The organism is Polaromonas sp., from assembly GCF_043778355.1.
Taxonomy (GTDB): Bacteria; Pseudomonadota; Gammaproteobacteria; order Burkholderiales; family Burkholderiaceae_C; genus Polaromonas.
In genome coordinates this window covers 16,426-39,037 of record NZ_JAYWHI010000088.1, presented here as the reverse complement: position 1 = coordinate 39,037, position 22,612 = coordinate 16,426, and the positions used below count along the sequence as shown (strand labels likewise).

General features: G+C 63.9%; 21 protein-coding genes. 16 read left to right on the top strand and 5 right to left on the bottom strand.

The annotated features are described in order from the left end of the window. Window positions 1-92 precede the first annotated feature (92 nt). The 7 genes from asd to accD all read left to right on the top strand — a co-directional run bounded on the left by asd (window position 93) and on the right by accD (window position 8,750). Entirely contained in the window at window positions 93-1,259 is a 1,167-nt protein-coding gene (asd, locus tag ACH2CW_RS12320; RefSeq protein WP_395058504.1) for an aspartate-semialdehyde dehydrogenase, read from the top strand. Between the two features lie 261 nt (window positions 1,260-1,520). Continuing rightward, window positions 1,521-4,178 (top strand): FimV/HubP family polar landmark protein, encoded by a 2,658-nt coding sequence (locus tag ACH2CW_RS12315; RefSeq protein WP_395058502.1) that lies wholly within the window; start codon window positions 1,521-1,523, stop codon window positions 4,176-4,178. Between the two features lie 31 nt (window positions 4,179-4,209). Next, window positions 4,210-4,992, top strand: coding sequence for a tRNA pseudouridine(38-40) synthase TruA (truA, locus tag ACH2CW_RS12310; protein WP_395058500.1), 783 nt, complete (start codon window positions 4,210-4,212; stop codon window positions 4,990-4,992). Next, window positions 4,989-5,717 (top strand): phosphoribosylanthranilate isomerase, encoded by a 729-nt coding sequence (locus tag ACH2CW_RS12305; protein ID WP_395058498.1) that lies wholly within the window; start codon window positions 4,989-4,991, stop codon window positions 5,715-5,717. The genes truA and ACH2CW_RS12305 overlap by 4 nt, the downstream gene beginning before the upstream one ends. Continuing rightward, window positions 5,695-6,963: a tryptophan synthase subunit beta gene (gene trpB / locus ACH2CW_RS12300; RefSeq protein ID WP_395058496.1), complete on the top strand. Its 1,269-nt coding sequence runs from the start codon at window positions 5,695-5,697 to the stop codon at window positions 6,961-6,963. Before ACH2CW_RS12305 ends, trpB begins: the two co-directional genes overlap by 23 nt. Then, window positions 6,960-7,778, top strand: coding sequence for a tryptophan synthase subunit alpha (trpA, locus tag ACH2CW_RS12295; protein ID WP_395058494.1), 819 nt, complete (start codon window positions 6,960-6,962; stop codon window positions 7,776-7,778). The genes trpB and trpA overlap by 4 nt, the downstream gene beginning before the upstream one ends. Window positions 7,779-7,877: 99 nt before the next feature. After that, window positions 7,878-8,750 (top strand): acetyl-CoA carboxylase, carboxyltransferase subunit beta, encoded by an 873-nt coding sequence (gene accD, locus ACH2CW_RS12290; RefSeq protein ID WP_395058492.1) that lies wholly within the window; start codon window positions 7,878-7,880, stop codon window positions 8,748-8,750. A gap of 87 nt (window positions 8,751-8,837) precedes the next feature. On the opposite strand, the gene ACH2CW_RS12285 is transcribed toward accD, so the two are convergent. From ACH2CW_RS12285 to ACH2CW_RS12275, 3 genes are read right to left on the bottom strand one after another with little or no spacing between them, the layout of a single operon-like run. After that, window positions 8,838-9,131 carry a DUF5985 family protein gene (locus ACH2CW_RS12285; protein ID WP_395058490.1) on the bottom strand — a complete coding sequence of 98 codons (294 nt, stop codon included), beginning with the start codon at window positions 9,129-9,131 and terminating at the stop codon, window positions 8,838-8,840. 20 nt (window positions 9,132-9,151) lie between these two features. Then, the gene (locus ACH2CW_RS12280) at window positions 9,152-9,409 is read right to left on the bottom strand and encodes a DUF5985 family protein (protein WP_395058488.1); all 258 of its coding nucleotides are present in this window, start codon (window positions 9,407-9,409) and stop codon (window positions 9,152-9,154) included. Next, window positions 9,402-9,797, bottom strand: a complete 396-nt coding sequence (locus tag ACH2CW_RS12275) for a hypothetical protein (RefSeq protein ID WP_395058486.1) — start codon at window positions 9,795-9,797, stop codon at window positions 9,402-9,404. The genes ACH2CW_RS12280 and ACH2CW_RS12275 overlap by 8 nt, the downstream gene beginning before the upstream one ends. Window positions 9,798-9,932: 135 nt before the next feature. On the opposite strand from ACH2CW_RS12275, the gene ACH2CW_RS12270 reads away from it, so the two are divergent. Then, window positions 9,933-10,544, top strand: coding sequence for an ATP-binding cassette domain-containing protein (locus ACH2CW_RS12270; protein WP_395058484.1), 612 nt, complete (start codon window positions 9,933-9,935; stop codon window positions 10,542-10,544). Between the two features lie 37 nt (window positions 10,545-10,581). Here the strand turns inward: ACH2CW_RS12270 and ACH2CW_RS12265 are convergent, their stop codons facing one another. Together ACH2CW_RS12265 and ACH2CW_RS12260 are read right to left on the bottom strand one after the other, a co-directional pair. Further along, on the bottom strand, window positions 10,582-12,393 hold the full coding sequence (locus ACH2CW_RS12265) for a phosphoethanolamine transferase (protein WP_395058482.1): 1,812 nt from the start codon (window positions 12,391-12,393) through the stop codon (window positions 10,582-10,584). After that, window positions 12,390-13,091 (bottom strand): phosphatase PAP2 family protein, encoded by a 702-nt coding sequence (locus tag ACH2CW_RS12260; protein ID WP_395058480.1) that lies wholly within the window; start codon window positions 13,089-13,091, stop codon window positions 12,390-12,392. Before ACH2CW_RS12260 ends, ACH2CW_RS12265 begins: the two co-directional genes overlap by 4 nt. Window positions 13,092-13,151: 60 nt before the next feature. Between ACH2CW_RS12260 and ACH2CW_RS12255 the strand changes: the two genes are divergently transcribed. From ACH2CW_RS12255 to ACH2CW_RS12220, 8 genes are all read left to right on the top strand, one after another. Continuing rightward, complete coding sequence (locus tag ACH2CW_RS12255) at window positions 13,152-13,835, top strand: response regulator (RefSeq protein WP_395058478.1); 684 nt, start codon at window positions 13,152-13,154, stop codon at window positions 13,833-13,835. Further along, window positions 13,832-15,208, top strand: coding sequence for a histidine kinase dimerization/phospho-acceptor domain-containing protein (locus ACH2CW_RS12250; protein WP_395058476.1), 1,377 nt, complete (start codon window positions 13,832-13,834; stop codon window positions 15,206-15,208). Before ACH2CW_RS12255 ends, ACH2CW_RS12250 begins: the two co-directional genes overlap by 4 nt. Before the next feature lie 299 nt (window positions 15,209-15,507). Then, window positions 15,508-15,840 carry a hypothetical protein gene (locus ACH2CW_RS12245; protein ID WP_395058474.1) on the top strand — a complete coding sequence of 111 codons (333 nt, stop codon included), beginning with the start codon at window positions 15,508-15,510 and terminating at the stop codon, window positions 15,838-15,840. A 126-nt stretch (window positions 15,841-15,966) separates the two neighbouring features. Beyond that, the gene (locus ACH2CW_RS12240) at window positions 15,967-17,229 is read left to right on the top strand and encodes a TolC family protein (protein WP_395058472.1); all 1,263 of its coding nucleotides are present in this window, start codon (window positions 15,967-15,969) and stop codon (window positions 17,227-17,229) included. Beyond that, window positions 17,226-17,816, top strand: a complete 591-nt coding sequence (locus ACH2CW_RS12235) for a hypothetical protein (protein WP_395058470.1) — start codon at window positions 17,226-17,228, stop codon at window positions 17,814-17,816. Before ACH2CW_RS12240 ends, ACH2CW_RS12235 begins: the two co-directional genes overlap by 4 nt. A gap of 5 nt (window positions 17,817-17,821) precedes the next feature. Further along, window positions 17,822-18,982 carry an efflux RND transporter periplasmic adaptor subunit gene (locus ACH2CW_RS12230; RefSeq protein ID WP_395058684.1) on the top strand — a complete coding sequence of 387 codons (1,161 nt, stop codon included), beginning with the start codon at window positions 17,822-17,824 and terminating at the stop codon, window positions 18,980-18,982. Window positions 18,983-18,994: 12 nt separating this feature from the next. Further along, window positions 18,995-22,141: an efflux RND transporter permease subunit gene (locus ACH2CW_RS12225; RefSeq protein WP_395058468.1), complete on the top strand. Its 3,147-nt coding sequence runs from the start codon at window positions 18,995-18,997 to the stop codon at window positions 22,139-22,141. A gap of 78 nt (window positions 22,142-22,219) precedes the next feature. Beyond that, on the top strand, window positions 22,220-22,612 hold the full coding sequence (locus ACH2CW_RS12220; RefSeq protein ID WP_395058466.1) for a hypothetical protein: 393 nt from the start codon (window positions 22,220-22,222) through the stop codon (window positions 22,610-22,612).

The following is a 22,612-nucleotide window of genomic DNA, read 5'->3' as shown; positions in this document are numbered from 1 at the left end:
TTAAAGGCTGACAAGCCTGGTTCGTCGTGCCCTGCCGGCTCGATGAGCCGGGCCGAAAAGCTTCATTTTTTGACTTTTTGAAGGGCGACATCATGAAACTCAAGGGCAATCTCACGGGACTCGTCGGCTGGCGCGGCATGGTCGGCTCGGTGCTGATCGACCGCATGCAGGCTGAAGGCGACTTCGACCTGATCGAGCCGGTCTTCTTTTCGACGTCCAATGCCGGCGGCAAGGCTCCGGCGCAGGCGAAAAACGAAACCGCGCTGAAAGATGCCTACGACATCGAGGCCCTCAAGAAGTGTGATGTGATCCTGACCGCCCAGGGCGGTGACTACACCTCGGAGATCTACCCCAAGCTGCGTGCGGCCGGCTGGACCGGCCACTGGATTGATGCCGCTTCGACCCTGCGCATGAATGATGACGCCATCATCGTGCTGGACCCGGTCAACCTGCCTGTGATCCAGAACGCGCTGGCCAAGGGCGGCAAAAACTGGATTGGCGGCAACTGCACCGTGAGCTGCATGCTGATGGGTGTGGGTGCGCTGTACAAGGCCGGCCTGGTCGAGTGGATGACGTCCATGACCTACCAGGCCGCGTCCGGCGGCGGTGCCCAGCACATGCGCGAGTTGCTGACCCAGTACGGCACGCTCAACGCCGAAGTGCGCGCCCTGCTGGACGACCCCAAATCCGCCATTCTTGAAATCGACCGCAAGGTGCTGGCCAGACAACAGTCCTTGTCGCCCTCGGAAATGGCCAATTTCGGCGTCCCGCTCGGTGGCTCGCTGATCCCCTGGATTGACAAGGACCTCGGCATCGGCAAAACCCGGGACGAACCCGGTTGGGGCATGAGCAAGGAAGAATGGAAAGGCGGCGCCGAAACCAACAAGATCCTTGGCCAGGGCGCCAGCTTCGGCACCGCCGAAACACCGGTGGACGGCTTCTGCGTTCGCATCGGCGCCATGCGTTGCCACAGCCAGGCGCTGACCTTCAAGCTCAAGAAGGACGTCCCGCTGGCCGACATCGAGGCCATGATCGCCGCCGATAACGCGTGGGTGAAGGTGGTGCCGAACACGCGCGAGGCCAGCATCACCGACCTGACACCCGTGGCCGTCACCGGCACCATGAACATTCCGGTCGGCCGCCTGCGCAAACTCGCCATGGGTGGCGACTACCTGGGCGCTTTTACCGTTGGCGACCAATTGCTTTGGGGCGCGGCCGAGCCGCTGCGCCGCATGTTGCGCATCCTTCTTCAAGCCTGAACAACACGGGCCGCATTCACTGCGGCCCGCGATTACCCGCCTCTGCAACCGTAACCACTTGTGTCGGGACGTTGTCGTCAGACAACAACCGAAACTTGTAAGTTGTTGCTAACCCTGCGTGTCAAAACTTAAGTGCTGTCTTAGCTTGTCAGCCTAATCCCTTGATGTTAATGTTGTTTGTCAGAAATTAGCGCAGGGGTTTTTGTGCGGACCAGCAGAATAAAATTTGATGCAGACGGAGCACCGGAGGCTCCCATTCCCATGAATCATCCTCGCCGTTGGCGTATCGGAGCGGTGGCTGCCGCCATTGCCCTGTCCGGCAGTTTCGCCAGTTTGCCGGTTCTGGCCCTGAGCCTGGGCCGGATCACCGTCCAGTCCGCACTCGGCGAACCGTTGCGCGCTGAAATCGACATTGCCGAGATCAATGCCGAGGAAGCCGCCACCCTGCGCGCCAGCGTTGCCAATGCCGACGCCTTCAGGGCCGCCGGTCTTGAGTACAGCGCCGCCGTCACGAATGTACAAATCACCCTTCAGCGCCGGCCCGATGGCCGTTCTTTTCTGCGTCTGAGCAGCAACAGGCCTGTCAGCGAACCGTTTGTTGACCTGATTCTGGAGGCTCGCTGGGCATCCGGGCGCATCGTGCGTGATTACACGATGTTGTTTGATCCGCCCAACCTGCGCGCCGCGACGCAGCCCATGCCCGCGCCGACCCCGCCCATGGTGTCGCGGCCTCCCGCCCCCATCGCCACGCTGCCGCCGGCACCAGCGCCGGCACCGGCGCCCTTTTCACCGCCCAGCCCGCCTGCCGTCCGGTCTGCTGCTGCGCCAACACCGGCGCCGGCTGTCACAAGCCGTGCGCCTTCACCCGGCGGCCAGACCGTCACCGTCAAAGCCGGAGACACTGCTGGCAAGATTGCGGCACAGACCAAACCCGCCAACGTCTCTCTGGACCAGATGCTGGTGGCACTGCAACGCAGCAACCCGGATGCCTTCATCGGTGGCAATGTCAACCGCATCAAGGCGGGCGCCGTGCTGGAAGTGCCGGGTACCGACCAGATTGAAGCGGTCTCTGCGAGTGAGGCCAGCCGGACCATCGTCGCGCAAAGCCGTGACTTCAACTCTTTCCGCCGCAAACTCGCAGAAAGCGCGCCGGTCACCCAAGCCGCTGGTGCCGACCGACAAGCTACAGGCCAGATCCAGGCCAAGGTGGAAGACAAAACAGCGGCCGCCGCAACGCCCGACAAGCTGACCCTGTCCAAAGGCGCGGTTCAGGGCAAGGCTGCAGCGGAAGAAAAAATTGCGCAGGACCGCCAGTCCAAGGAAGCGGCGGCACGTGTCGCCGAGCTGTCAAAAAATATCGCCGACTTGAACAAATTGGGCAGCCCGGCCGCGCCAGCGCCGGCTGCGGCACCGGCTGCGCCGGTACCCGCACCCGCATCCGCACTGGCTACCCCTGCGCCCGGTGTCGCAGTTGCCAGCCCTGGCGCCCTGCCGGGCACTTTGCCTGCTGCGCCCGCTGCGACCGTACCGGCTACGCCCATGGCTCCGGCCAGCAGCGCCGCAGCCGTCATGGCACCGGCCACGACGGCCGCCCTGCCCGCCGCCAGCGCTGCGGTAAGCGCCACCCCTGCAGCCAGTGCGGCGGCATCGGCGCCAGCGCCCGTGAAAAAACCCGTGGTGGTGCCACCCCCGCCGCCGCCAGAACCAAGCCTGGTGGACGAACTGCTTGAAAACCCCCTGCTCCTCGCCGGCGCCGCCATCTTGCTGCTGCTGTTGCTGGCACTGGGTGTTTACCGTTCCCGCCAGCGCAAAAACTCCGTCGCCGTCGACAGCTCCTTCCTTGAAAGCCGCCTGCAGCCCGACTCCTTTTTTGGCGCCAGTGGCGGTCAGCGGATCGACACCAATGATGCCAATGTCACCGGCTCGTCCATGGTGTATTCACCGAGTCAGCTTGATGCTGCCGGCGACGTGGACCCGGTGGCTGAAGCCGATGTCTATCTGGCCTACGGTCGCGACCTGCAGGCCGAGGAAATCCTCAAGGAAGCGATACGCGTCAGTCCCACCCGCATTGCCATCCACGCCAAGCTGATGGAGATCTACGCAAAACGCCGCGACGCCGCGGCGTTTGCGGCCGTCGCCGCAGAGGCGTTCAACCTGACCAGGGGACAAGGGGGCGACTGGGCACACATGGCGGAGATGGGTCGTGATCTGGACCCCGGCAACCCGATGTACCAGCCGGATGGCCAGCCCGCCTCCGCAGCAGTGGCTGCAGTGGCAGCAATGGGAATCGCCAGTGCCCCTTTTGCAACCCAAAGCGCGCCGCAAGCACTGCAAACAGCACCTGAGCCTGAAGCATCGGCGGTTGACTTCGACCTCGATCTCGATTTTTCGATGGGAGACGACGCGCCTGCGCCTGCGCCCGCACCTGTCGCACGCACAGAGCAGACTCTGGCCATGCCGTCCATCACGGCGGCAGCCCCACTGGACAACGGGATGGACTTCAGCTCAGCGGCGCTGGACATGCCGACATCGGCGCCGGTAACGGCACTTGCCGAACCCCTGCCAGAGATGGATCCTGGCCTGACTTTCGTCACCGACGAGCCCGCCGCCGCCGCCACGGCGTCCACCCCGCTGGACACATCGGGCGGCATGCTGGAGTTCGACATGGGCGCCCTGTCGCTGGACCTTGACGGTCCGACCACCGAGAGCCAGGACATCGCGTCCGCGCCCACTCCTGCGCCCGCCATGGCACCCGCCATGGACCTGGAAGATCCGCTGGAAACCAAGTTTGCGCTGGCTGAAGAGTTCCGCGCGATTGGCGACGTTGATGGCGCACGCTCACTGGCCGAGGAAGTGATGGCGCAGTCGGCTGGTTCGCTCAAGGCCAAGGCCCAGGCCTTCCTCAACGCCCTGGCCTGAAGGTCTTGCACCGTTTCCCTGAGAGCCCCCCGTGAGGATCGCTCTGGGCCTGAGCTACAACGGCGGCGCCTACGAAGGCTGGCAGAGCCAGCTGTCCGGCAGGACCGTGCAGGACCAGCTCGAAAAAGCACTCGGCAAGTTTGCCGACCAGCCGATACGCACCCTGTGTGCGGGACGCACCGATGCGGGTGTCCATGCGCTGATGCAGGTGGTGCACTTCGACACCGCGCTTGCGCGCGAGTTGCCCTCCTGGGTGCGTGGCACCAATGCCTTTCTTCCGCGCGATATTGCCGTGCAATGGGCACGCGCAGTCCCCGACACCTTCCACTGCCGCGGCAGCGTCACCAGCCGGCGTTATGCCTATGTGCTGCTGGAGTCACCGGTGCGCCCCAGCGTCGAGGCCGGCCGCGTGGGCTGGGTCTACCGACCACTTGACGGCGCAGCAATGCGCGAAGCCATCACCCACCTGATTGGCGAACACGACTTCTCGTCCTTCCGCGCTGCGCAGTGTCAGGCCAAGACCCCGGTCAAGACCCTCACGCGCATCGACCTGTCCCAACGTGCCGGCTACTGGCGTTTCGAATTCGAGGCCAATGCCTTTTTGCACCACATGATCCGCAACATCATGGGCTGCCTGGTCACCATCGGCCAGGGTCAGCAGCCGCCCGGCTGGATGGCCGAAGTACGCGACGCGCGACGCCGGGACGTGGCCGCGCCGACCTTTTCGCCGGATGGCTTGTATTTCCTCGGGCCCCGATATGACCCCGCTCACGGCCTGCCCGAACAGACAGCAGCCTATGATTGGCTACCATGACATTTGTACCCGCCCCCTCATCACCACCGGCGCGAACCCGGATCAAGATTTGCGGCCTGACGCGTGAGGAAGACGTGGACGCGGCCGTGGCGGCGGGGGTGGATGCGGTGGGGTTTGTCATGTACGCGCCCAGCCCGCGCAGCGTCAGCGCAGAACGCGCGGCCGAGCTGGCCAGCCGCCTGCCGCCTTTTGTGACGCCGGTGCTGCTTTTCGTGAACGAAACGGCGGCCACCATCGCGGCGGCCTGCACCTTGGTGCCGACCGCCCTGCTGCAGTTCCATGGGGATGAAACGCCCGAAGACTGCCTGCAGGCCGGTCGGCCTTTCATGCGCGCGGCCCGCATCCCATTGGATGAAAGCCCCGGCAATAGCGCTGCGGCTTTTGATCTCGTAAAATATGCTCAGGACTTCAAAACCGCCCAGGCCATCCTGCTCGACGCCCATGTCGACGGATTCGGGGGTGGCGGAAAAACTTTCAATTGGTCACTTCTTCCTCCAAGCGTCAACGCTCACCTCGTTTTGTCTGGTGGACTCACACCTGCAAATGTGACCGATGGCATTTCGCAAGTGCGGCCGCGTTGTAAAACGCTGGCCGTCGATGTCAGTTCGGGCGTCGAGATTTCGAAAGGAATCAAAAGCGCCGACAAGATTCATCACTTCGTCGCAGCCGTTCGCGCTGCCGACGACTTACTTGCAGGACACCATGTACGACTACCAACAACCTGACACGACAGGTCACTTCGGAATTTACGGCGGCAGCTTTGTCTCCGAAACACTCACCCACGCGATCAACGAACTGAAGGCTGCGTACGCCAGGTACCAGCACGACCCCGAATTCCTCGCCGAATTCCAGTACGAGCTCGCGCATTTTGTCGGACGCCCCTCGCCGATCTACCACGCGGCGCGCACCAGCCGTGAACAGGGCGGCGCGCAGATTTACCTCAAGCGTGAAGACCTCAACCACACGGGTGCGCACAAGATCAACAACACCATCGGCCAGGCCATGCTGGCCAAACGCATGGGCAAGCCGCGCGTCATCGCCGAGACCGGCGCCGGACAACACGGCGTGGCCACCGCCACGATCTGCGCGCGTTATGGCCTGGAATGTGTGGTCTACATGGGCAGCGAAGACGTCAAGCGCCAGAGCCCCAATGTCTACCGCATGAAACTGCTGGGCGCCACCGTGGTGCCGGTCGAATCGGGCAGCAAGACGCTCAAAGACGCACTCAACGAGGCCATGCGCGACTGGGTCGCCAATGTCGACAACACCTTCTACATCATCGGCACGGTCGCCGGCCCGCATCCCTACCCGATGATGGTGCGCGACTTCCAGAGCGTGATCGGCGAGGAATGCCTGGTACAGATGCCCGAAATGACCGGCGGCAAACAGCCCGACGCGGTGATTGCCTGCGTCGGCGGCGGCAGCAACGCCATGGGCATCTTCCACCCCTACATCGCCCACGAAGCCACGCGGCTGATCGGTGTCGAAGCCGCCGGTGAAGGCATGGACAGCGGCAAACACTCGGCTTCGCTGCAACGTGGCGTCCCCGGCGTGTTGCACGGCAACCGCACCTACGTGCTGCAAAACGAGGACGGCCAGGTGACCGAGACCCACAGCATCAGCGCTGGCCTCGACTATCCCGGTGTCGGCCCCGAACATGCATTTTTGAAAGATATTGGCCGCGCCGAATATGTCGGCATCACCGACGCCGAGGCGCTGTCCGCCTTTCATTACCTGTGCCGCACCGAAGGCATCATTCCCGCGCTTGAGTCCAGCCACGCGGTGGCCTACGCGATGAAACTGGCCAAAACCATGCGGACCGACCAGTCCATTCTGGTCAACCTGTCGGGTCGCGGTGACAAGGACATCGGCACCGTGGCCGACCTGTCACAGGCCAGCTTTTATTGCAGGCCCTCGTGTCAGGGGCAAGGCATCAAGGGCGGCCTGAGCGTGGTGGAGGTGCTGCGATGAGCCGTATCGAGCCCACCCTGGCTGCGCTGCGGGCTGCAGGTCGCAAGGCCTTGATCCCTTATGTCACAGCCGGCTTTCCCTTTGCCGACATCACGCCTGAACTCATGCATGGCATGGTCGCTGGCGGGGCCGACGTGATCGAGCTCGGCGTGCCGTTTTCAGACCCCAGTGCCGATGGCCCGGTGATCCAGAAAGCCGGCGACCAGGCGCTGGCTCTGGGCATCGGCCTGGTGCAGGTGCTGGAGATGGTTCGCCTGTTCCGCCAGAAAGACGGTACGACGCCCGTCGTGCTGATGGGTTACGCCAACCCGATCGAAGCCTACGACATCAAACGCGGCAAGGATGCGTTTGTGCGCGATGCGGCTGCAGCCGGCGTCGACGGTGTGTTGGTGGTCGACTACCCACCCGAGGAATGTGTGGCCTTCGCCGCCACCCTGCGCAGCCACGGCATGGACCTGATCTTCCTGCTCGCGCCCACCAGTACCGACGATCGCATGGCGCAGATCGCCAGGGTGGCCAGCGGTTATGTGTACTACGTGTCGCTCAAGGGCGTGACCGGGTCCGGCGCGCTGGATTTGGGCGCCGTCGAGGCCATGCTGCCGCGCATCCGCCAGCACGTCAGCGTGCCGGTCGGCGTTGGTTTTGGCATCCGCGATGCAGCGACGGCCAGGGCCATCAGCCGGGTCGCCGATGCGGTGGTGATCGGCAGCCGCATCATCCAGCTCATCGCAGGTCAGCCGCGCGAACAGGCGGTGCCGCTGGTGCGAGATTTCCTGGCTGGTGTACGCACGGCGCTGGACCAGCCGGCGGACTGAATCAAACGCAAGACAGCGCATAATCCCCTTTCTTTACCGGTTTTGCCCCCGCCGGCGCCTTGCGCGCCGGCCCCGGCAGCTCTTCACAAGGACGACTTCATGTCTTGGCTGGAAAAACTCCTCCCCCCCAAAATCACCCCGACCGACCCGACCGAGCGCCGCAGCGTGCCCGAGGGCCTGTGGGTCAAGTGCCCAAGTTGCGAGGCCGTGCTTTACAAGACCGATCTGGAAAAAAACCAGAACGTCTGCCCGCAGTGCAGCCACCACCACCGCATGGACGCCCGCGCCAGGCTGGATTCGTTTCTGGACCCGGAAGGCCGCTACGAAATCGGCCAGGAAGTGCTGCCTGTCGACCCGCTCAAGTTCAAGGACAGCCGCAAATACCCGGAGCGCCTGAAAGAAGCGCTGGAAAACACCGGCGAGACTGACGCGCTGATCGTCATGGGCGGCGCGGTGCACAGCATCGGCGTGGTGGTCGCCTGTTTTGAATTTGACTTCATGGGCGGCAGCATGGGCAGCGTGGTCGGCGAGCGTTTTGTGCGTGGCGTGCATGCCGCCATCGAGCAGAAAGTGCCTTTCATCTGCTTCACCGCCACCGGCGGCGCCCGCATGCAGGAAGGCCTGCTGAGCCTGATGCAGATGGCAAAAACCAATGCCTCCCTGACCCGCCTGGCCAAAAAAGGCCTGCCTTACATCAGCGTGCTGACCGACCCGACCATGGGCGGTGTCAGCGCCGGCTTCGCGTTTGTTGGCGACATCGTGATTGCCGAGCCCAAAGCGCTGATCGGTTTTGCCGGGCCCCGCGTGATCGAATCCACGGTGCGCGTGACCCTGCCGGAAGGCTTTCAGCGCGCCGAGTTTTTGCAGACCAAGGGTGCGGTGGACTTCATCTGCGACCGCAGGGAACTTCGCAAAACCGTGGCCAACTCGCTGGCCATGCTGCTGCGCCAGCCGGCCGACGCCGTCTTGTGAAAGCCGGCATCGTTCGTCACTGACAGGGGCTGTGGAAGCCAAGTCCGGCATTCCCCTGACTTGCCGCATAAACCGAGTAGCCCGGCCTTAGTCCCCCCGCCGAGAACCGACCTTGTCGCCACCTGAGCGGGAGGGGCGGTTCTTGTCCCATATGGCCAGCAGGATCAGGCTGTAGCTGATCAGGCGAATCCCGTAGTAGACCGGAAACTCCTCACGTATCTCGCCTGCCCACACCATGTAGCTGCGGTTCACGGCTTCCAGCCAGAACGAGGCTGCAAAAAACAGGAAGAACCGGTCTCGGGTTTTCCACCAGAAGCGGAAAAAAAACAGCCCTGCAGCCAGGGACGCCAGCGTGATCGCGCCTGAAAGAAAGTTTTCCATGGTGTGTTCCTCTTTCTTTCCTAGTCGTCTTGCCAGATCAGGCCGTACAGGAGCAGCATCAGGGCCACCAGTGCCGAAGACAGGCGCCAGATTGACAAATTCACATCCAGAAAGACCAGCTTGTCGAGCACCAGAATCATGTTGTTGAGCGCCAGCGCCGAAAAACACAAACCGCTCCAGAACAACAACGGAAAGCCGCTGCGCCGGTAACTGCGCAGCAACAGCCAGGCGCAGAGCAGCGATGTCAGCGCACACAGAAGGTAAATCAGTTCAGGCATCGGGCTTCTTTCGCCAAATGAACGCATTGGCAAACTTTTCAGCCTTGCGTTCGTGGGTCGCGTGGATCAGGTGGGTCACTTCAACCAGGTGAGCGGCATAAAACTCCGCCAGCCGGTCCACCATGGCGGCCAGTTCGGGGGTTTCGGGCCGGTAGCAGTAACTGGCGTCGGCACCCTCGGCGGGCACCACCACGTTGGCCGCAAGCAGGGCCTGCAGCAGTTCCTCGGACTTCTTTTCAACGATGAACAAGCGGCGGGCGAGCCGGCGCGTGTCCCAGGGCGATTCGGGCTCTCGCCGCAGCAGCAGCGTCGCTTCAAGATAAGGCACCGACCTCACGTTCATCAGGATGAAACTCCTGAGGTCTGGCGGCACCGTCGGTTTGCTCATGGATTTTTTCAGGAATCGGTATGAGAAAAGGTCGGGGGCATGTGTCTGCTTGCGGGATACTGAATATTATGCCGCGACAGCGCGCTGCATATCAGTCAACAGGCCGGTGTCCGCTGGCCGTTCCGGAAATCAACCATGCTCCAGATACTCAAGCTGTGTTTTTCCTATCCGGACCGTACCCTATTCACGGACTGGTCGGCGTACGTCGGGCCCGGCGTGACACTGATTCGCGGCGGGGACGGGCGCGGCAAGAGCCCCTTGCTGCGCTTGCTGGCCGGGTTGTTGGCGCCGGATGCTGGCGAGTTGCATATCCATGGTGTGTCACTGCACGATGCGCCCGAGGTCTACCGCGCCAAGGTATTTTTCATCGAGCCGCGCACAGAGGCCTTCGACGCGTTGACGCCGGTGCAATATTTCGACATGCAACGCCTGCGCCACCCGGCTTTTGACGACCGATTGCTCGCTCAACTGGTGGACGGCCTGTCGCTGGAAGAGCAGATGGCCAAGCAGCTCTACATGTTGTCCACGGGCTCGAAGCGCAAGGTGTTTCTGGCAGCGGCGTTCGCCTCGGGTGCCGCCGTCACGCTGCTGGACATGCCGTTTGCAGCGCTGGACAAAGCGTCCATCGGCTTTGTGATGGGCCTGCTGGAAGACGCGTCCGCTCACAGCGAACGCGCGTGGGTTGTCGCCGACTACGCAGCGCCCGCCAACGTGCGGCTGGCAAGCGTGATCGATCTGGGCGATTAGTCCCCTGCTCAGTGTCCGCCCGCTCAGCACTATCAAATCAATAGCTATTAACGACAGTTGGATATGGGTTGGAGCCCCGTTTGACTATCAAACTCGTACCTGTGGCGAAGCCGGCAACCCTGGCCGCGACTGCGGGCACAGGTTTGCCAGCAACCTCGTCGGCCGGGCGGATGGCGCAGGGCGCATACACGTCCAGCGCGCGCTGGTACACGCGGGTCTGTATGCCGAGCAGGCCAAGCACCGAATGAAAGTAGTTGTCGTGCGACACCGGCCGATCAGCTCGCTCGCGCAGGCAGGCGGTGGTCACCGCCGTTCGCTGCGCGAAGCCGGCCGAGGTCCAGGTGATCCACGGCACCTGCTTCTGGACATCGGGCGCAATCATGTATGGCATGCCGTGCAGGTAGAGCTTGTTCTCGCCGAGCGACTCGCCGTGGTCGGCCACGTACACCATCGCCGGGTCGTAGGCAGCCTGATTTTTCTTGAGCCAGTTGATGGTTGATGACAGGAAATGGTCGGTGTAAGCGATGGAGTTGTCGTAGGCATCAACCAGGGCGCTTCGGCTGCAGGCCTGCAGATCGTTGTCCGCGCATTCGGGACCGAAACGCTTGAACGCAGCCGGCGAGCGCAGGTGGTAGGCCGGGCCGTGGCTGCCCATCTGGTGCAGCACCACCACCAAGCCGCGCGCGCGGCGCTCTGCCGGCAGCGCCGCGATGCGTTGGTCCAGCCCTTCGAGCATGATGCCGTCGAAGCATTCACCGCCGGGGCACAGCTGCGGGTGCGCCAGACCGGTGGTGCTGAAGTTGGGTACCCGGTCACAGGTGCCCTTGCAGCCAGACTGGTTGTCCAGCCAGAGCACAGCCAGGCCGGCGTGCTGGATCACGTCAAGCAACCCTTCGGAACTGTGCGTGCGCGCATCAAAACCTTCGCGACCCAGGCCAGAGAACATGCAGGGTACCGACGCTGCGGTGCTGGTACCGCAGGACCGGACTTCGCGAAAACTGGCCACATCCTGACGCGCCAGTTCGGGCGTGGTGTCGCGTGAGTAGCCGTTGATGCCGAAGTTGCCGCTGCGCCCGGTTTCACCGAGTACCAGCACCAGCAGCGGCGGACGGGCGGCTGCAGGCTGCGCTGCGCGCGCATCCAGCCCCAGCGGCAGCAAGGCCGTGTTCGTGTGGCGCAGTGGCTGACTCGCCAGGTAGCCCAGCGCGTACACCGCATTGAGCGGATTGACCAAGTAACGCAGCTCCTTGTGGTTGCGCATGGTGGATGCCAGCGGGCTGAAGCTGACCAGCACCAACGCCAGCAGGGCCAGCAGCGCGGCCCCTGCCTGCAGCAGGTTGTGCGCTATCCGGCGCGGCCAGCGGCCATGGTCGACCGGCCAGCGCCACAGCGTCAAGCAGGGCAGCGCGCCCAGCAACAGGAGTACCGCGGCAAGCTTCAGGCTCAGCAGGTCGCGCACCTCGCTGGTGTTGGTCTGCAACGCGTTGATGATCATCGATGTATCAATGACCACGTGGTAGGCCAGCATGAAGTGCGCGACCGGGGCCGACGCCATCAACAAAAGGGCCAGCACCGGTTTGAGCGTCCAGCGCCAGGCCAGCAGGCTCAGCAGCAGCACCAGCACAAGGGCAATGATCAGCGCAAAGGCGACCGCGAACACCCCGCCGCCGACCTGCTGGAACAGGCCCAGCTCGCGCATCGCCAGCCACAGCGGCAAGTTGGCGACCGTGGCCAGCCAGGCGCTCACGGCAAGAATCAGGCAGCCGGGATGCCTGAATCTGCGTCGCCATACATCCGGCAAGGGCACGGCTTCATTCTGCGCCGGCCAGGCAGGGGCCCGCGCGCTCATGCGGCTTGGCCCATGTCGGCGCATACCGGGCCGCAAGCCATGCGCGCAAACAGGCCGTCCATCGCCCAGGCCACACACCAGCAGATGAATGCCGTCCACAAGGTATGGCTGGTGAAATGCGCGCCACGGATTTGCTGCGCCACGCCCAGCACCAGCCCGGCCAGCAGCGAGGCAGCCAGCCAGCGGCGAGCCATCACGGGCGCTGTCCCGCGCCAAGCGAAGTAACCACCCACAAAGGCAAAACCTGAGGAGGCGTGGCCAGCCGGAAAACACCCGCCGCTGCCGCCGTCCGGCGAGAGCAGATGTTGCCAGTGCGGTATGTACTGCGCCACGCCGCCAAAGTCGACCAGACTCGAAGGGCAGCTTGCAGTGCTGAATGATTTCAGCGCACTGACCACCAGCACGGCCAGCAGCGTGGTGCTTGCCAGTTGCAGGCGGCGATGTATCGCCAGCCGGCGGAGCCGGCCTACCGGCCACCAGACTGCCACACACAGCCCCAGCGCCAGCAGCCAGGCCAGGCGTTTGGCACCGTCGTGCAGCACCGTCGTCAGGAAGGGATTGTCACGCAGCGCAAACCCGCCCACCCCGCCGAACCAGTGCGCCAGCGCCAGGTCCAGCCCCGAGAGGTCCCAGGCCAGCAGCAGCAGGGCCAGCGCAGCGGTGAGGACCGCCACTTGTCTGTCTGAAAAATTTTGCATGAGCGCAGCTTCGGCGTCCTGTCTTAAGTCTTCCTTAAGGCCCCTCAAGCACAATGCGGCATGCGTGTACTGGTCGTTGAAGATGATGAAGGCATTGCCACTGGCCTACAGGCCCACTTCCGGCAGCTTGGCTGGGCGGTGGACTTGACGAACGGCGTTGAGAGCGCCTGGACCGCGCTGCGCGTCGAGCCTTTCGATCTGGTGCTGCTTGACCTGGGGCTGGGCGACGGCGACGGCGCCGAGGTGCTGCGGCGCCTGCGCCAGGCGCCGGTGGACCGGTTGCCGGACGCGGCCACGCCGGTACTGGTCATGACGGCGCGCGATCAGGTCGCCGCGCGCATCGAATGCCTGGATATGGGCGCCGACGACTATGTGACAAAACCCTTTGACCCCGACGAGCTGGCCGCGCGCATGCGCGCCCTGCGCCGACGCTCGGTCGGCAGGGCGCAAGCACTGCTCAAGGTCGGCGAGCTTGAAATCGACCCCGCCAATCACAGCGTGCGACTGGCCGGCCAGCCGGTGGAACTGTCGGCACGCGAGTTCGGCGTGCTGCTGGCGCTGGTCGAAGTACGTCCGCGCGTGTTGTCACGCCCGCAAATTGAAGCGCGGCTGTACAGCTGGGACCAGGCGTTGGACAGCAACGCGGTGGAGGTTCATGTGCACCACCTGCGCAAAAAACTCGGTGAAGGGGTCATCCGCACCCTGCGCGGTGTCGGTTACTTTGTTCCGGAGGACAAGGGATGAATCTGCAACGCTCGCTGACGCTGAGTCTGATGGCCTGGGCCATGGGCGCCCTGCTGGTGGTCTGGGGCGGCTTTGTGGTTCTCGGCTACCAGACGGGCATCCATGAGGCCGATGAATTGACCGACGGTCATCTGGCCAGCGTAGCCCTGCTGCAACTGGCGCAAAATCCGGGACCTGTGAGCGCGCGCGGCGATGCGGGCAGTCTGCCCGGCCTGGCCAGCCTGAAGAGCCATGACTATCAGCGCTCCATGAGTGTGGTGGTATGGAATGGCGCAGGCCAGGTGCTACAGCGTACCGGCGAAGCGCCGGAGTTGGCGTTCAACGTGCGGGAAGGTTTTGAAACGCTGCAAGTGGGCTCCCCTGCTGTCGGATGGCGCGCCTTCTCGCGCTGGGATGGACCGGACCGCCAGAAAAAAGTCACCGTGCTGCTGAGCGTTCGCGAGCGCGACGACCTGGCGCAGGATATTGCCGAGCAGATTGCCGAGCCCGGCTTCTGGCTGCTGCCGGTGGTCGCGCTGGCCTTGGGTCTGGCGATACGCCGGGGACTGCGGCCGCTGTACGCGCTGGCGCGCGACGTGAACGCACTGGACATCCACCAACCCGCGCCGCTGCGCAGCCCGCATCAGCAACGCGAGTTCACGGCGGTGGTCAATTCGATCAACACACTGGCAGCGCGTTACCAGGCGGCGGTATCCCATGAGCGGGAGCTGGCCAGCGAACTCGCGCATGAGTTGCGCACACCGCTGGCCTCACTGACGCTGCAAGCCCATGCCCTGCGTGAGTCCACCACGGGCGCCGCGCATGATGCCTTGCTGGTCCAGCTCGAACGCGACGCCTTGCGTGCCGGTCAGGTGTTATCCAACCTGCTGGCTCTGGCTCGCGCCAGCCGCACCGAGCTGGTTGAAACAATGCAAAGCGTGGATCTGGACGCGGTCGCCCGCGCCGAAGTCGCCGAGTTCGGCCAGGCCGCGCTGGACAGCGGCCATGAGCTGGCGCTGTCCAGCCCCGGCCCCTTCGTCCTGACCGGCCATCCGGTGTTGCTGGGTCTGGTGCTGCGCAACCTGATCGAAAACGCATTGAGTCACACACCGGTGGGAACCAGCGTCGAGGTGCAACTCGACCCGCATGCACGCTGGCTGCAGGTTTGTGACACGGCCATCCAGGAATCGGCCACCCCCGCACTAAACGCTAAGCGGCATCATTCACTGGGTCTGGGTTCGGGCCACCGCGTGGTGGGAAAAATTGCGGCGATTCACGGGGCCAAATTTGAAGAAGCGCACCCGCCTGCCGGTTTCAACCGTTGCTACCGCGTGGTGTTTCGCGAGTCATCGGCACTGTCACCAAGCACCTCATCAATCGGAGTGCACTATTAAATTAATAGCTATTCACGACCGCTGGATATGCGCTGGAGGCACTTTTCGTTGTCAAACCATCAATCCCGCTTCTTTTTTTCCAACGCTGTCGACAGCGCAGCATTCCTCTGTACATTGACTCGCCACACCACGGCACAGAACTGTCGCCAGAGGATACCTGGAGGCGAACGAAGACCGCATGATGAACCCGGCCTTTACCAGCATCGATCAGAGGGTCCGTATCGAAACACCCCTATAATTTTCCCTGATTCACTGTCCCGGACTTTCATTGCATGCGTCGGCTTGTTGCCACTGTTCTTATGCTTTTTGTCTTCGCTCAGGCTTTTGCCGCGGGCGTTCAGGGGACAACACTTGCGCATGGCAATACCGAAGAAGCCGAACACACCTTGATGCACTGGGAGGGCGTCACGCATCACCATGATGCGCAAGGCGCCACTCACCAGGACAACTCCGACGAGTCCACCCAGCACATCCTGGCCGACATTGCGCTGGGAGCCGCTGTCGTTTTACTGCCAGCGCCACCCGCCTCGTTTTCCCCCGAACGCGCCCCGCCGCCACGCGCCACCTCAGACGCCTCCGGACCTTCTGCGTATCCGGACGGTCTCCGACGACCTCCCCGCCTGCTTGCCTGACATCCGCCGCACTTGACGCTCGTCGCGAGCGCTGAGTTGTCCATCGGAGCGACCTCTTCGCCCACACAAACGCGCACGCTCTGCGTCTGCGCCTGGGCTGGTTGCCATTGATTCGTCAGGAGTCCCGTGAAATTTCCCCTCTCAGGCCGTGTGCCTGGTGTTCTCACAGCAGGCGTGCTGGGTTGCGTTCTTTTGAGCGCCTCATTTGCCCAGCCTTCAGCATCTGCTCCCGCTGGCGTCGCGAGCGCGGGTAAGGTCACACTTGCCCAGGCGTCCGAATCGGCCTGGCAACGTGCCGTGCAGGCACGCGAGGCCGACGGCCAGATTTTTCGTGCGCAGGCTGAGCGGCTGGCCGCGTCCAGCCTGTGGGCGGCGCCGCCCGCATTGGAACTTTCCCATCGCAACGACCGATGGCAGACCAACCAGGGGCGGCGTGAATCCGAGATTGGTCTGGCGTGGCCGCTGTGGCTACCCGGCCAGCGCGCAGCGCGTAATGCCGTCGTTGATGCCGAGCTTGATCTGGGTCAGGCCGCAGTCCAGGCCGGCCGCTTGCACTTCGCCGGCCTGGTTCGCGAAGCCTCGTGGCGACTTGCCGCACAGAACGCAGAGGTCGGGCTGGCCGATGTACAAGCAGGGTATTTGAAGGGTATCGCCGAGGATGTGGATCGCCGTGTCAAAGCCGGCGATCTGGCGCATGCTGACGCCCTGGCAGCCAGGGCAGAGCTGCTGTCGGCCATCGCGGCGCAAAGCGCTGCCCGCGACCGCCTCCGCGCTTTGCAGTCGGAGTGGGCGGTCCTGACCGGTCAGCAAGCCATCCCGGATGCACGGGAGACGCTGACGGTCACCGGCCCTGACCTGTCGTCCCACCCCGATGTGCGTCTGGCTGAACTGACGGTCGAACGTGCCCGCAAGCGGCTGGACGTCGTCAGCGTTTCGCGGCGCGAGCCTCCGGAGCTGATTTTCCGACTCAGGCAAGACGTGCCGGGACGCGCGGAACCCGCGCAAAACAGCATGGGCATCGGCGTGCGCATTCCCTTTGGCACCGACGGCCGAAATCAACCCCTGCAGGCTGCCGCGCAGAGCGAACTGGACGTCGCGCAAACCTCGGCCCAGCGCTTGCGTGATCGCCTGTCTGCCGAAGCGGCTGTCGCGTACGCCGCTGTTGTATCGACGCAAGAGCAACTGGACGCCGAGCGCACACGCGCCGGGCTGCTTCGTGAACGTGCCCTTCTGATTGACCGATCCTTCAAGGCGGGCGAAACGCCCCTGCCCGAACTGCTGCGTTCGCTCAATGCAGCCTCGCAGGCAGACGCGGCCCTGGTTCGACAACAAAACGCGGCAGGCCTGGCCCGTGCCCGGCTTCAACAAACCCTCGGAATCATCCCATGAAATATTTTCCCGTCTTCCTGCGTCGGCTTGTGAACGGCCTCTTGGGGACGCTGTTTGCTGCCGCCACGGCCTTTGCCGCACCAGGTGCCCACGGTCCCAATGGCGAACACCTGGACGCGCCTGCCGCCTCGGGCGGTGCGATAAATTCTGCGCCGCGGTTCGAGGCCCAGTCGGACATGTTCGAGGTGGTCGGCCGGTTGCAGGGCGGCGAGTTCTCAATGCTGATCAACCGCTTTGCCACCAATGAGCCGGTCCTCGACGCCAAAGTAGAGATCGAGTCTGGCGCGCTCAAGGCGCAGGCCAGGTTTCATGCAGACCTCGGCGACTACGCGGTGGACGACGCTGCAATGCTCAAAGCCCTGTCCTTGCCGGGCGAACATCCGCTGGTGATCACTGTCCTGGCCGGCACCGAGGCTGACCTGCTGGACGGCAGCTTGCGTGTCACGGCTGCGGCCGAGGCCCATGGTCACGGGGCGTCTTATTGGGTTGGGGGGGCACTCGCGGTCGCCGTTTTTCTGGCAGCCGGGTTTTACTACAGCCGCAGATCAAAAAGCCCGCGCACGCCGGGCATGGGAGCAGTGCAATGAACATCATGTCACGCCAGTTTTTGACGAATTTTCGCAAGCCCATTGTTTCTTTCAGGACACTCGTTCTGGCAACAGGCGTACTTGCAGCCGCAGCCACCTGGGCCGCCCCCGGCGCGCATGGTCCCAATGGCGATCACCTGAACGCCCCTGCCACCGGCAATACCTCTGGACTGGCCCGTCTGGCCGATGGCAGCGTCAACGTCCCGATGCTGGCGCAACGCCGCATGGGTATCCGGACCCAGCTCACCGTTGAATCATCGGCCGCAGCAACCATGGAGCTGTCGGGCAAAGTGGTGATGGACCCGAATGCCGGTGGACGTGTTCAGGCCGTGCATGGCGGCAGCGTCCAGGCCGGCCCACGCGGTTTGCCGGTTGCTGGCCAGGCGGTACGCCAAGGCGAGGTGCTGGCTTATGTTCAGCACCACGCAGAGCCCTATGCGCTGGCCAACCAGCAGGCGCTGCGGGCAGAACTCCGGAGCAACCGCGATCTGGCGGCCCAGCGCGTGCAGCGCCTGCAGTCCCTCGAAGGAACGGTTCCGCGCAAGGACATCGAAGCGGCACAGGCTGAACTGCAAAGCCTCACGGCCCGCGAGAAAAGCATCAGCGCCAGCCTGGGTGCGCGTGAAGCGCTGGTCGCGCCCGTGTCCGGTGTGATTGCACGGGCCGACGCGGTGCTGGGGCAGGTCGTGGAGGCCAGGGATGTGCTGTTCGAAGTGATTGACCCTGCCCGCGTTCTGGTCGAAGCGACGACGGCTGACCCGGCCCTGCCAGCACGCCTGGGTGACGCCAGTCTGCAGGGCCTTACCGGCGTGAAGTTGCAACTGCTGGGTGCGGGGCGCAGTCTGCGCGATGGTGTGCTGCCGCTGACCTTTCGGGCCGCAGCTGACAAGGCCGGAACAACCCTGCCTCTGGCAGTGGGGCAGCCCGTCACGGTGGTGGCATCGTTGAAGGAGCAAATCAAGGGCTTTGTGCTGCCCGCGCAGGCGGTGGTGCGCAACAGCACCAACGAGCCTGTGGTCTGGATCAAGTCGGGCGCGGAACGCTACATCCCGCAGCCGGTGCAGTACCGCGCACTGGACGCGACCACTGTCATCGTGACCCAGGGCCTGGGCGCCGACAACCGCGTGGTGGTGCAGGGTGCGCCGCTGATCGCGCAAATCCGCTGAACGGAGTTTCACATGTTCAACTGGATTGTCAGAAACAGCCTGAATAACCGCCTGTTCGTCCTCGCGGCGGCCTTGCTGCTGCTGGTGTATGGCGCCATCACGGCCGGCCGCATGGCCATCGACGTGTTTCCCGACCTCAACAAGCCGCTGGTGACCGTGCTCACCGAGGCCGGTGGCATGGCGCCAGAAGAAGTTGAGCAACTCGTGACCTTTCCGCTGGAGACGGCCCTGAACGGCATGCCGGGTGTCACCCGGGTGCGCTCCACCTCGGGCGCCGGGCTGTCCATTTTGTATGCCGAGTTTGACTGGGGCACCGATGTCTACCGGAACCGGCAACTCGTGGCCGAGCGACTGGCGCTGGTGCGAGAACAGTTGCCGACCGGCATCACACCGGTGATGGGGCCGGTGTCCTCCATCATGGGTGAGGTGATGCTGATCGCGCTGCCGCTGACGGCGAGTAGCAGTGGCGCTGCAGCCGCGACACCGATGCAGGCACGCGAGTTCGCGGACTTTGTGCTGCGCCCCCGCTTGTTGTCCATTCCTGGCGTCGCCCAGGTGATTCCCATCGGCGGCGAAGTCAGACAACTGCGTGTGGAACCAGACACCGCGCGCATGGCCCAGTACGGTGTCTCGCTGTCGCAGGTCGAACAGGCCTTGCGCGGTTTTGCCGGCAATGCCGGTGGTGGCTTTATCGACCTGAACAGCCGCGAGTTCCTGATACGCCATATCGGCCGGACCAACCGGGTGGAAGACCTGCAGGGCATGGCGGTGGCCTGGAAAGACGGCCGACCCGTGTTGCTGGAGCAGGTAGCGACCGTGCGGTTTGCGCCCGCCATGAAACGTGGCGACGCCGGCTACAACGGCGTGCCGGCGGTCATCGTCAGTGTCCAGAAGCAGCCCGCCGCCGATACGGTGCAACTGACCCGCGCCATCGAAACCGCCTTGACGGAGCTCAAGCAAGGCCTGCCCGCTGGCCTGGCTGCGCCCACCGTGTTGTTCCGGCAGGCCGACTTCATCGAGGCCTCCGTCGGCAATGTGGCCGAAGCGCTGCGCGACGGCGCCATCATGGTGGCGATTGTGCTGTTTGCATTTTTGCTGTCGGCGCGGACTACCCTGATCTCCCTGGTGGCGATTCCGCTGTCGCTGGCAGTAACGGCCCTGGTGTTCAAACTGCTGGACCAGTCGATCAATGTGATGACCCTGGGCGGGCTCGCCATTGCGATCGGCGAGCTTGTGGACGACGCCGTGGTGGACGTGGAGAACATCCTGCGCCGCCTCAAACAGAACCTGGCTGCAGACAGCCCGCTGAGCACGCTGGAGGTGGTGCGCAGCGCCAGTGTCGAGGTGCGCTCGGGCATTGTTTATGCGACGGCCATCGTGGTGCTGGTTTTTGTGCCCCTGTTTGCCTTGCCTGGTATTGAGGGCCGCCTGTTCTCGCCACTGGGCATCGCCTACATCGTTTCGATCCTGGCCTCCATGCTGGTGTCGATGACGGTGACACCGGTGCTGTGCCACTACCTGCTGCCGCGCATGAAGCGGCTGGGCCACGGCGACAGCGCGCTGGTCAGCCGGCTCAAGCGCTGGGACGAAAAGGTGCTGGGCTGGTCTTTTCCCAGGGCGAAGGCCTTGATGGCCGTGGCCGCCGTCTGTGTTGCGGTGGCAGCGGCCAGCGTCCCCTTCTTTCCGCGCGCCTTTCTGCCTGCGTTTAATGAGGGCTCGCTGGTGCTGGGGATGGTGTTTACTCCGGGGACCGCGCTGGCCGAGGCCAACCGCATGGGCGCCCTGGCCGAAACATTGATCGCAGAGGTGCCGGAAGTGACCCAGGTCGGACGCCGCACCGGGAGGGCCGAACTGGACGAACACGCCGAAGGTGTGCATTCAGCGGAGATTGATGTGGACCTCAAACGCTCTGACCGGGACCGGGAAGCCGTGATGGCCGACATCAGGAACCGCCTCGCGGTCTTGCCAGCGCAAGTGGCGATTGGCCAGCCGATCTCGCACCGGCTGGACCATCTGCTGTCGGGCGTGCGGGCCCAGATCGCCCTGAAAATATTCGCTGATGACACGGACACCCTGCGCGGCCTCGGCGAACAGATGCGCCAGGCCCTGTCGGGCATCGACGGGCTGGTGGATTTGACCGTCGAAAAACAGGTGCTGATTCCCCAGATCACGGTGCGCCTGGACCACCGCAAGCTGGCGCAAACCGGGCTGTCACCTGGGGAAGCGGTGCGGGTATTGCGGGCCCTGACCGACGGCGCCCACGGCGCCCAGATCGTGGACGGCGCACGTCGCTACGAACTGGTGCTGCGCTTGCCGGATGACCGGCGCGGCCCGCAGGACCTGGCGCGCACTCTGATTGACACACCGGCAGGACGGCTACCGCTGTCAGCCATCGCCACGGTGGAAGAAACCGATGGTCCGAACCAGATCGGCCGCGAGAACGGGCGCAGGCGCATCATTGTGTATGCCAACACCGACGGCTCGGACATGGGGCGGGTGATCGGCGATATCCGGACCGCGATGGCCAACACCCCCCTTCCGGCCGGGACCTTCGTCAGCCTCGAAGGTCAGTTCCAGGCTCAGGAGCAGGCGATGCTTCTGATCACCGGACTGTCGCTGATCTCGCTGATGATGGTCTTTTTGGTTCTTTACGCGCGCTACACCTCAGCGGTACTGGCCGGCATCATCATGGTCAATATTCCGCTGGCGCTGATTGGCAGCGTGTTGGCGATGTGGATTGCAGGCGTCAGTCTCTCGGTGGCGTCCATGGTGGGCTTCATCACCCTGGCGGGCATTGCCACACGCAACGGCATTTTGAAGGTCAGCCATTACATCAACCTGTGCAAGTTCGAGGGGGAAGTGTTCGGGCAATCGATGATCGTGCGGGGATCGCTGGAGCGCCTTACACCGGTGCTGATGACGGCGCTGGTGGCGGCCTTTGCGCTGACGCCGCTGTTGTTCGCGGCAGATGCCCCCGGCAAGGAGATTCTCCACCCGGTGGCGGTTGTGATTTTTGGTGGCCTGATCAGTTCGACGCTGCTCGACACCCTGCTCACGCCGGTGATGTTCTGGTTGTTTGGCGAACGCGCCACGCAGCGTCTGCTGGCCGATGATGAGAACCAGGGCCGAACTTCTGGCGCTGAATCGGAGTCGTATTGAGCAAGTCACAGATCACTGTTTGCCAGGCTTTCTGGCGCCGCCTGAGAAGCGCGCCCTATTTTCAGTGAAGGAATCCAGATGAACATTCGTAAAACCCTGCTCACCACCGTCAGCGCCGCTTTGCTGGCAGGCGCAGCAGCCTTGAGCGCTGGCCCTGCGCTGGCCCATGGTGCGGCGGCCGCACAACACGGCGGTGTGGTGCAAACCGCAGCCGACCTGTCTTTTGAACTGGTCGCCACGCCCGGTGGCGCGGCACTCTACCTGGAAGACCACAACAAGGCCCTGCAGTCCGTGGGCCTGAGCGGCAAACTCACCGTGCTGAACGGCACCGTCAAGTCCGAGGCCGAACTCCAACCGGCGGGGGGCAACAAGCTTGAAGCCAGAGGCGTGAAACTGAACAAGGGCGCCAAGGTGGTGGCTGTGCTGAACATGGGCAAGAAACCCGTCACCGTGCGCTTCACCGTCAAGTAG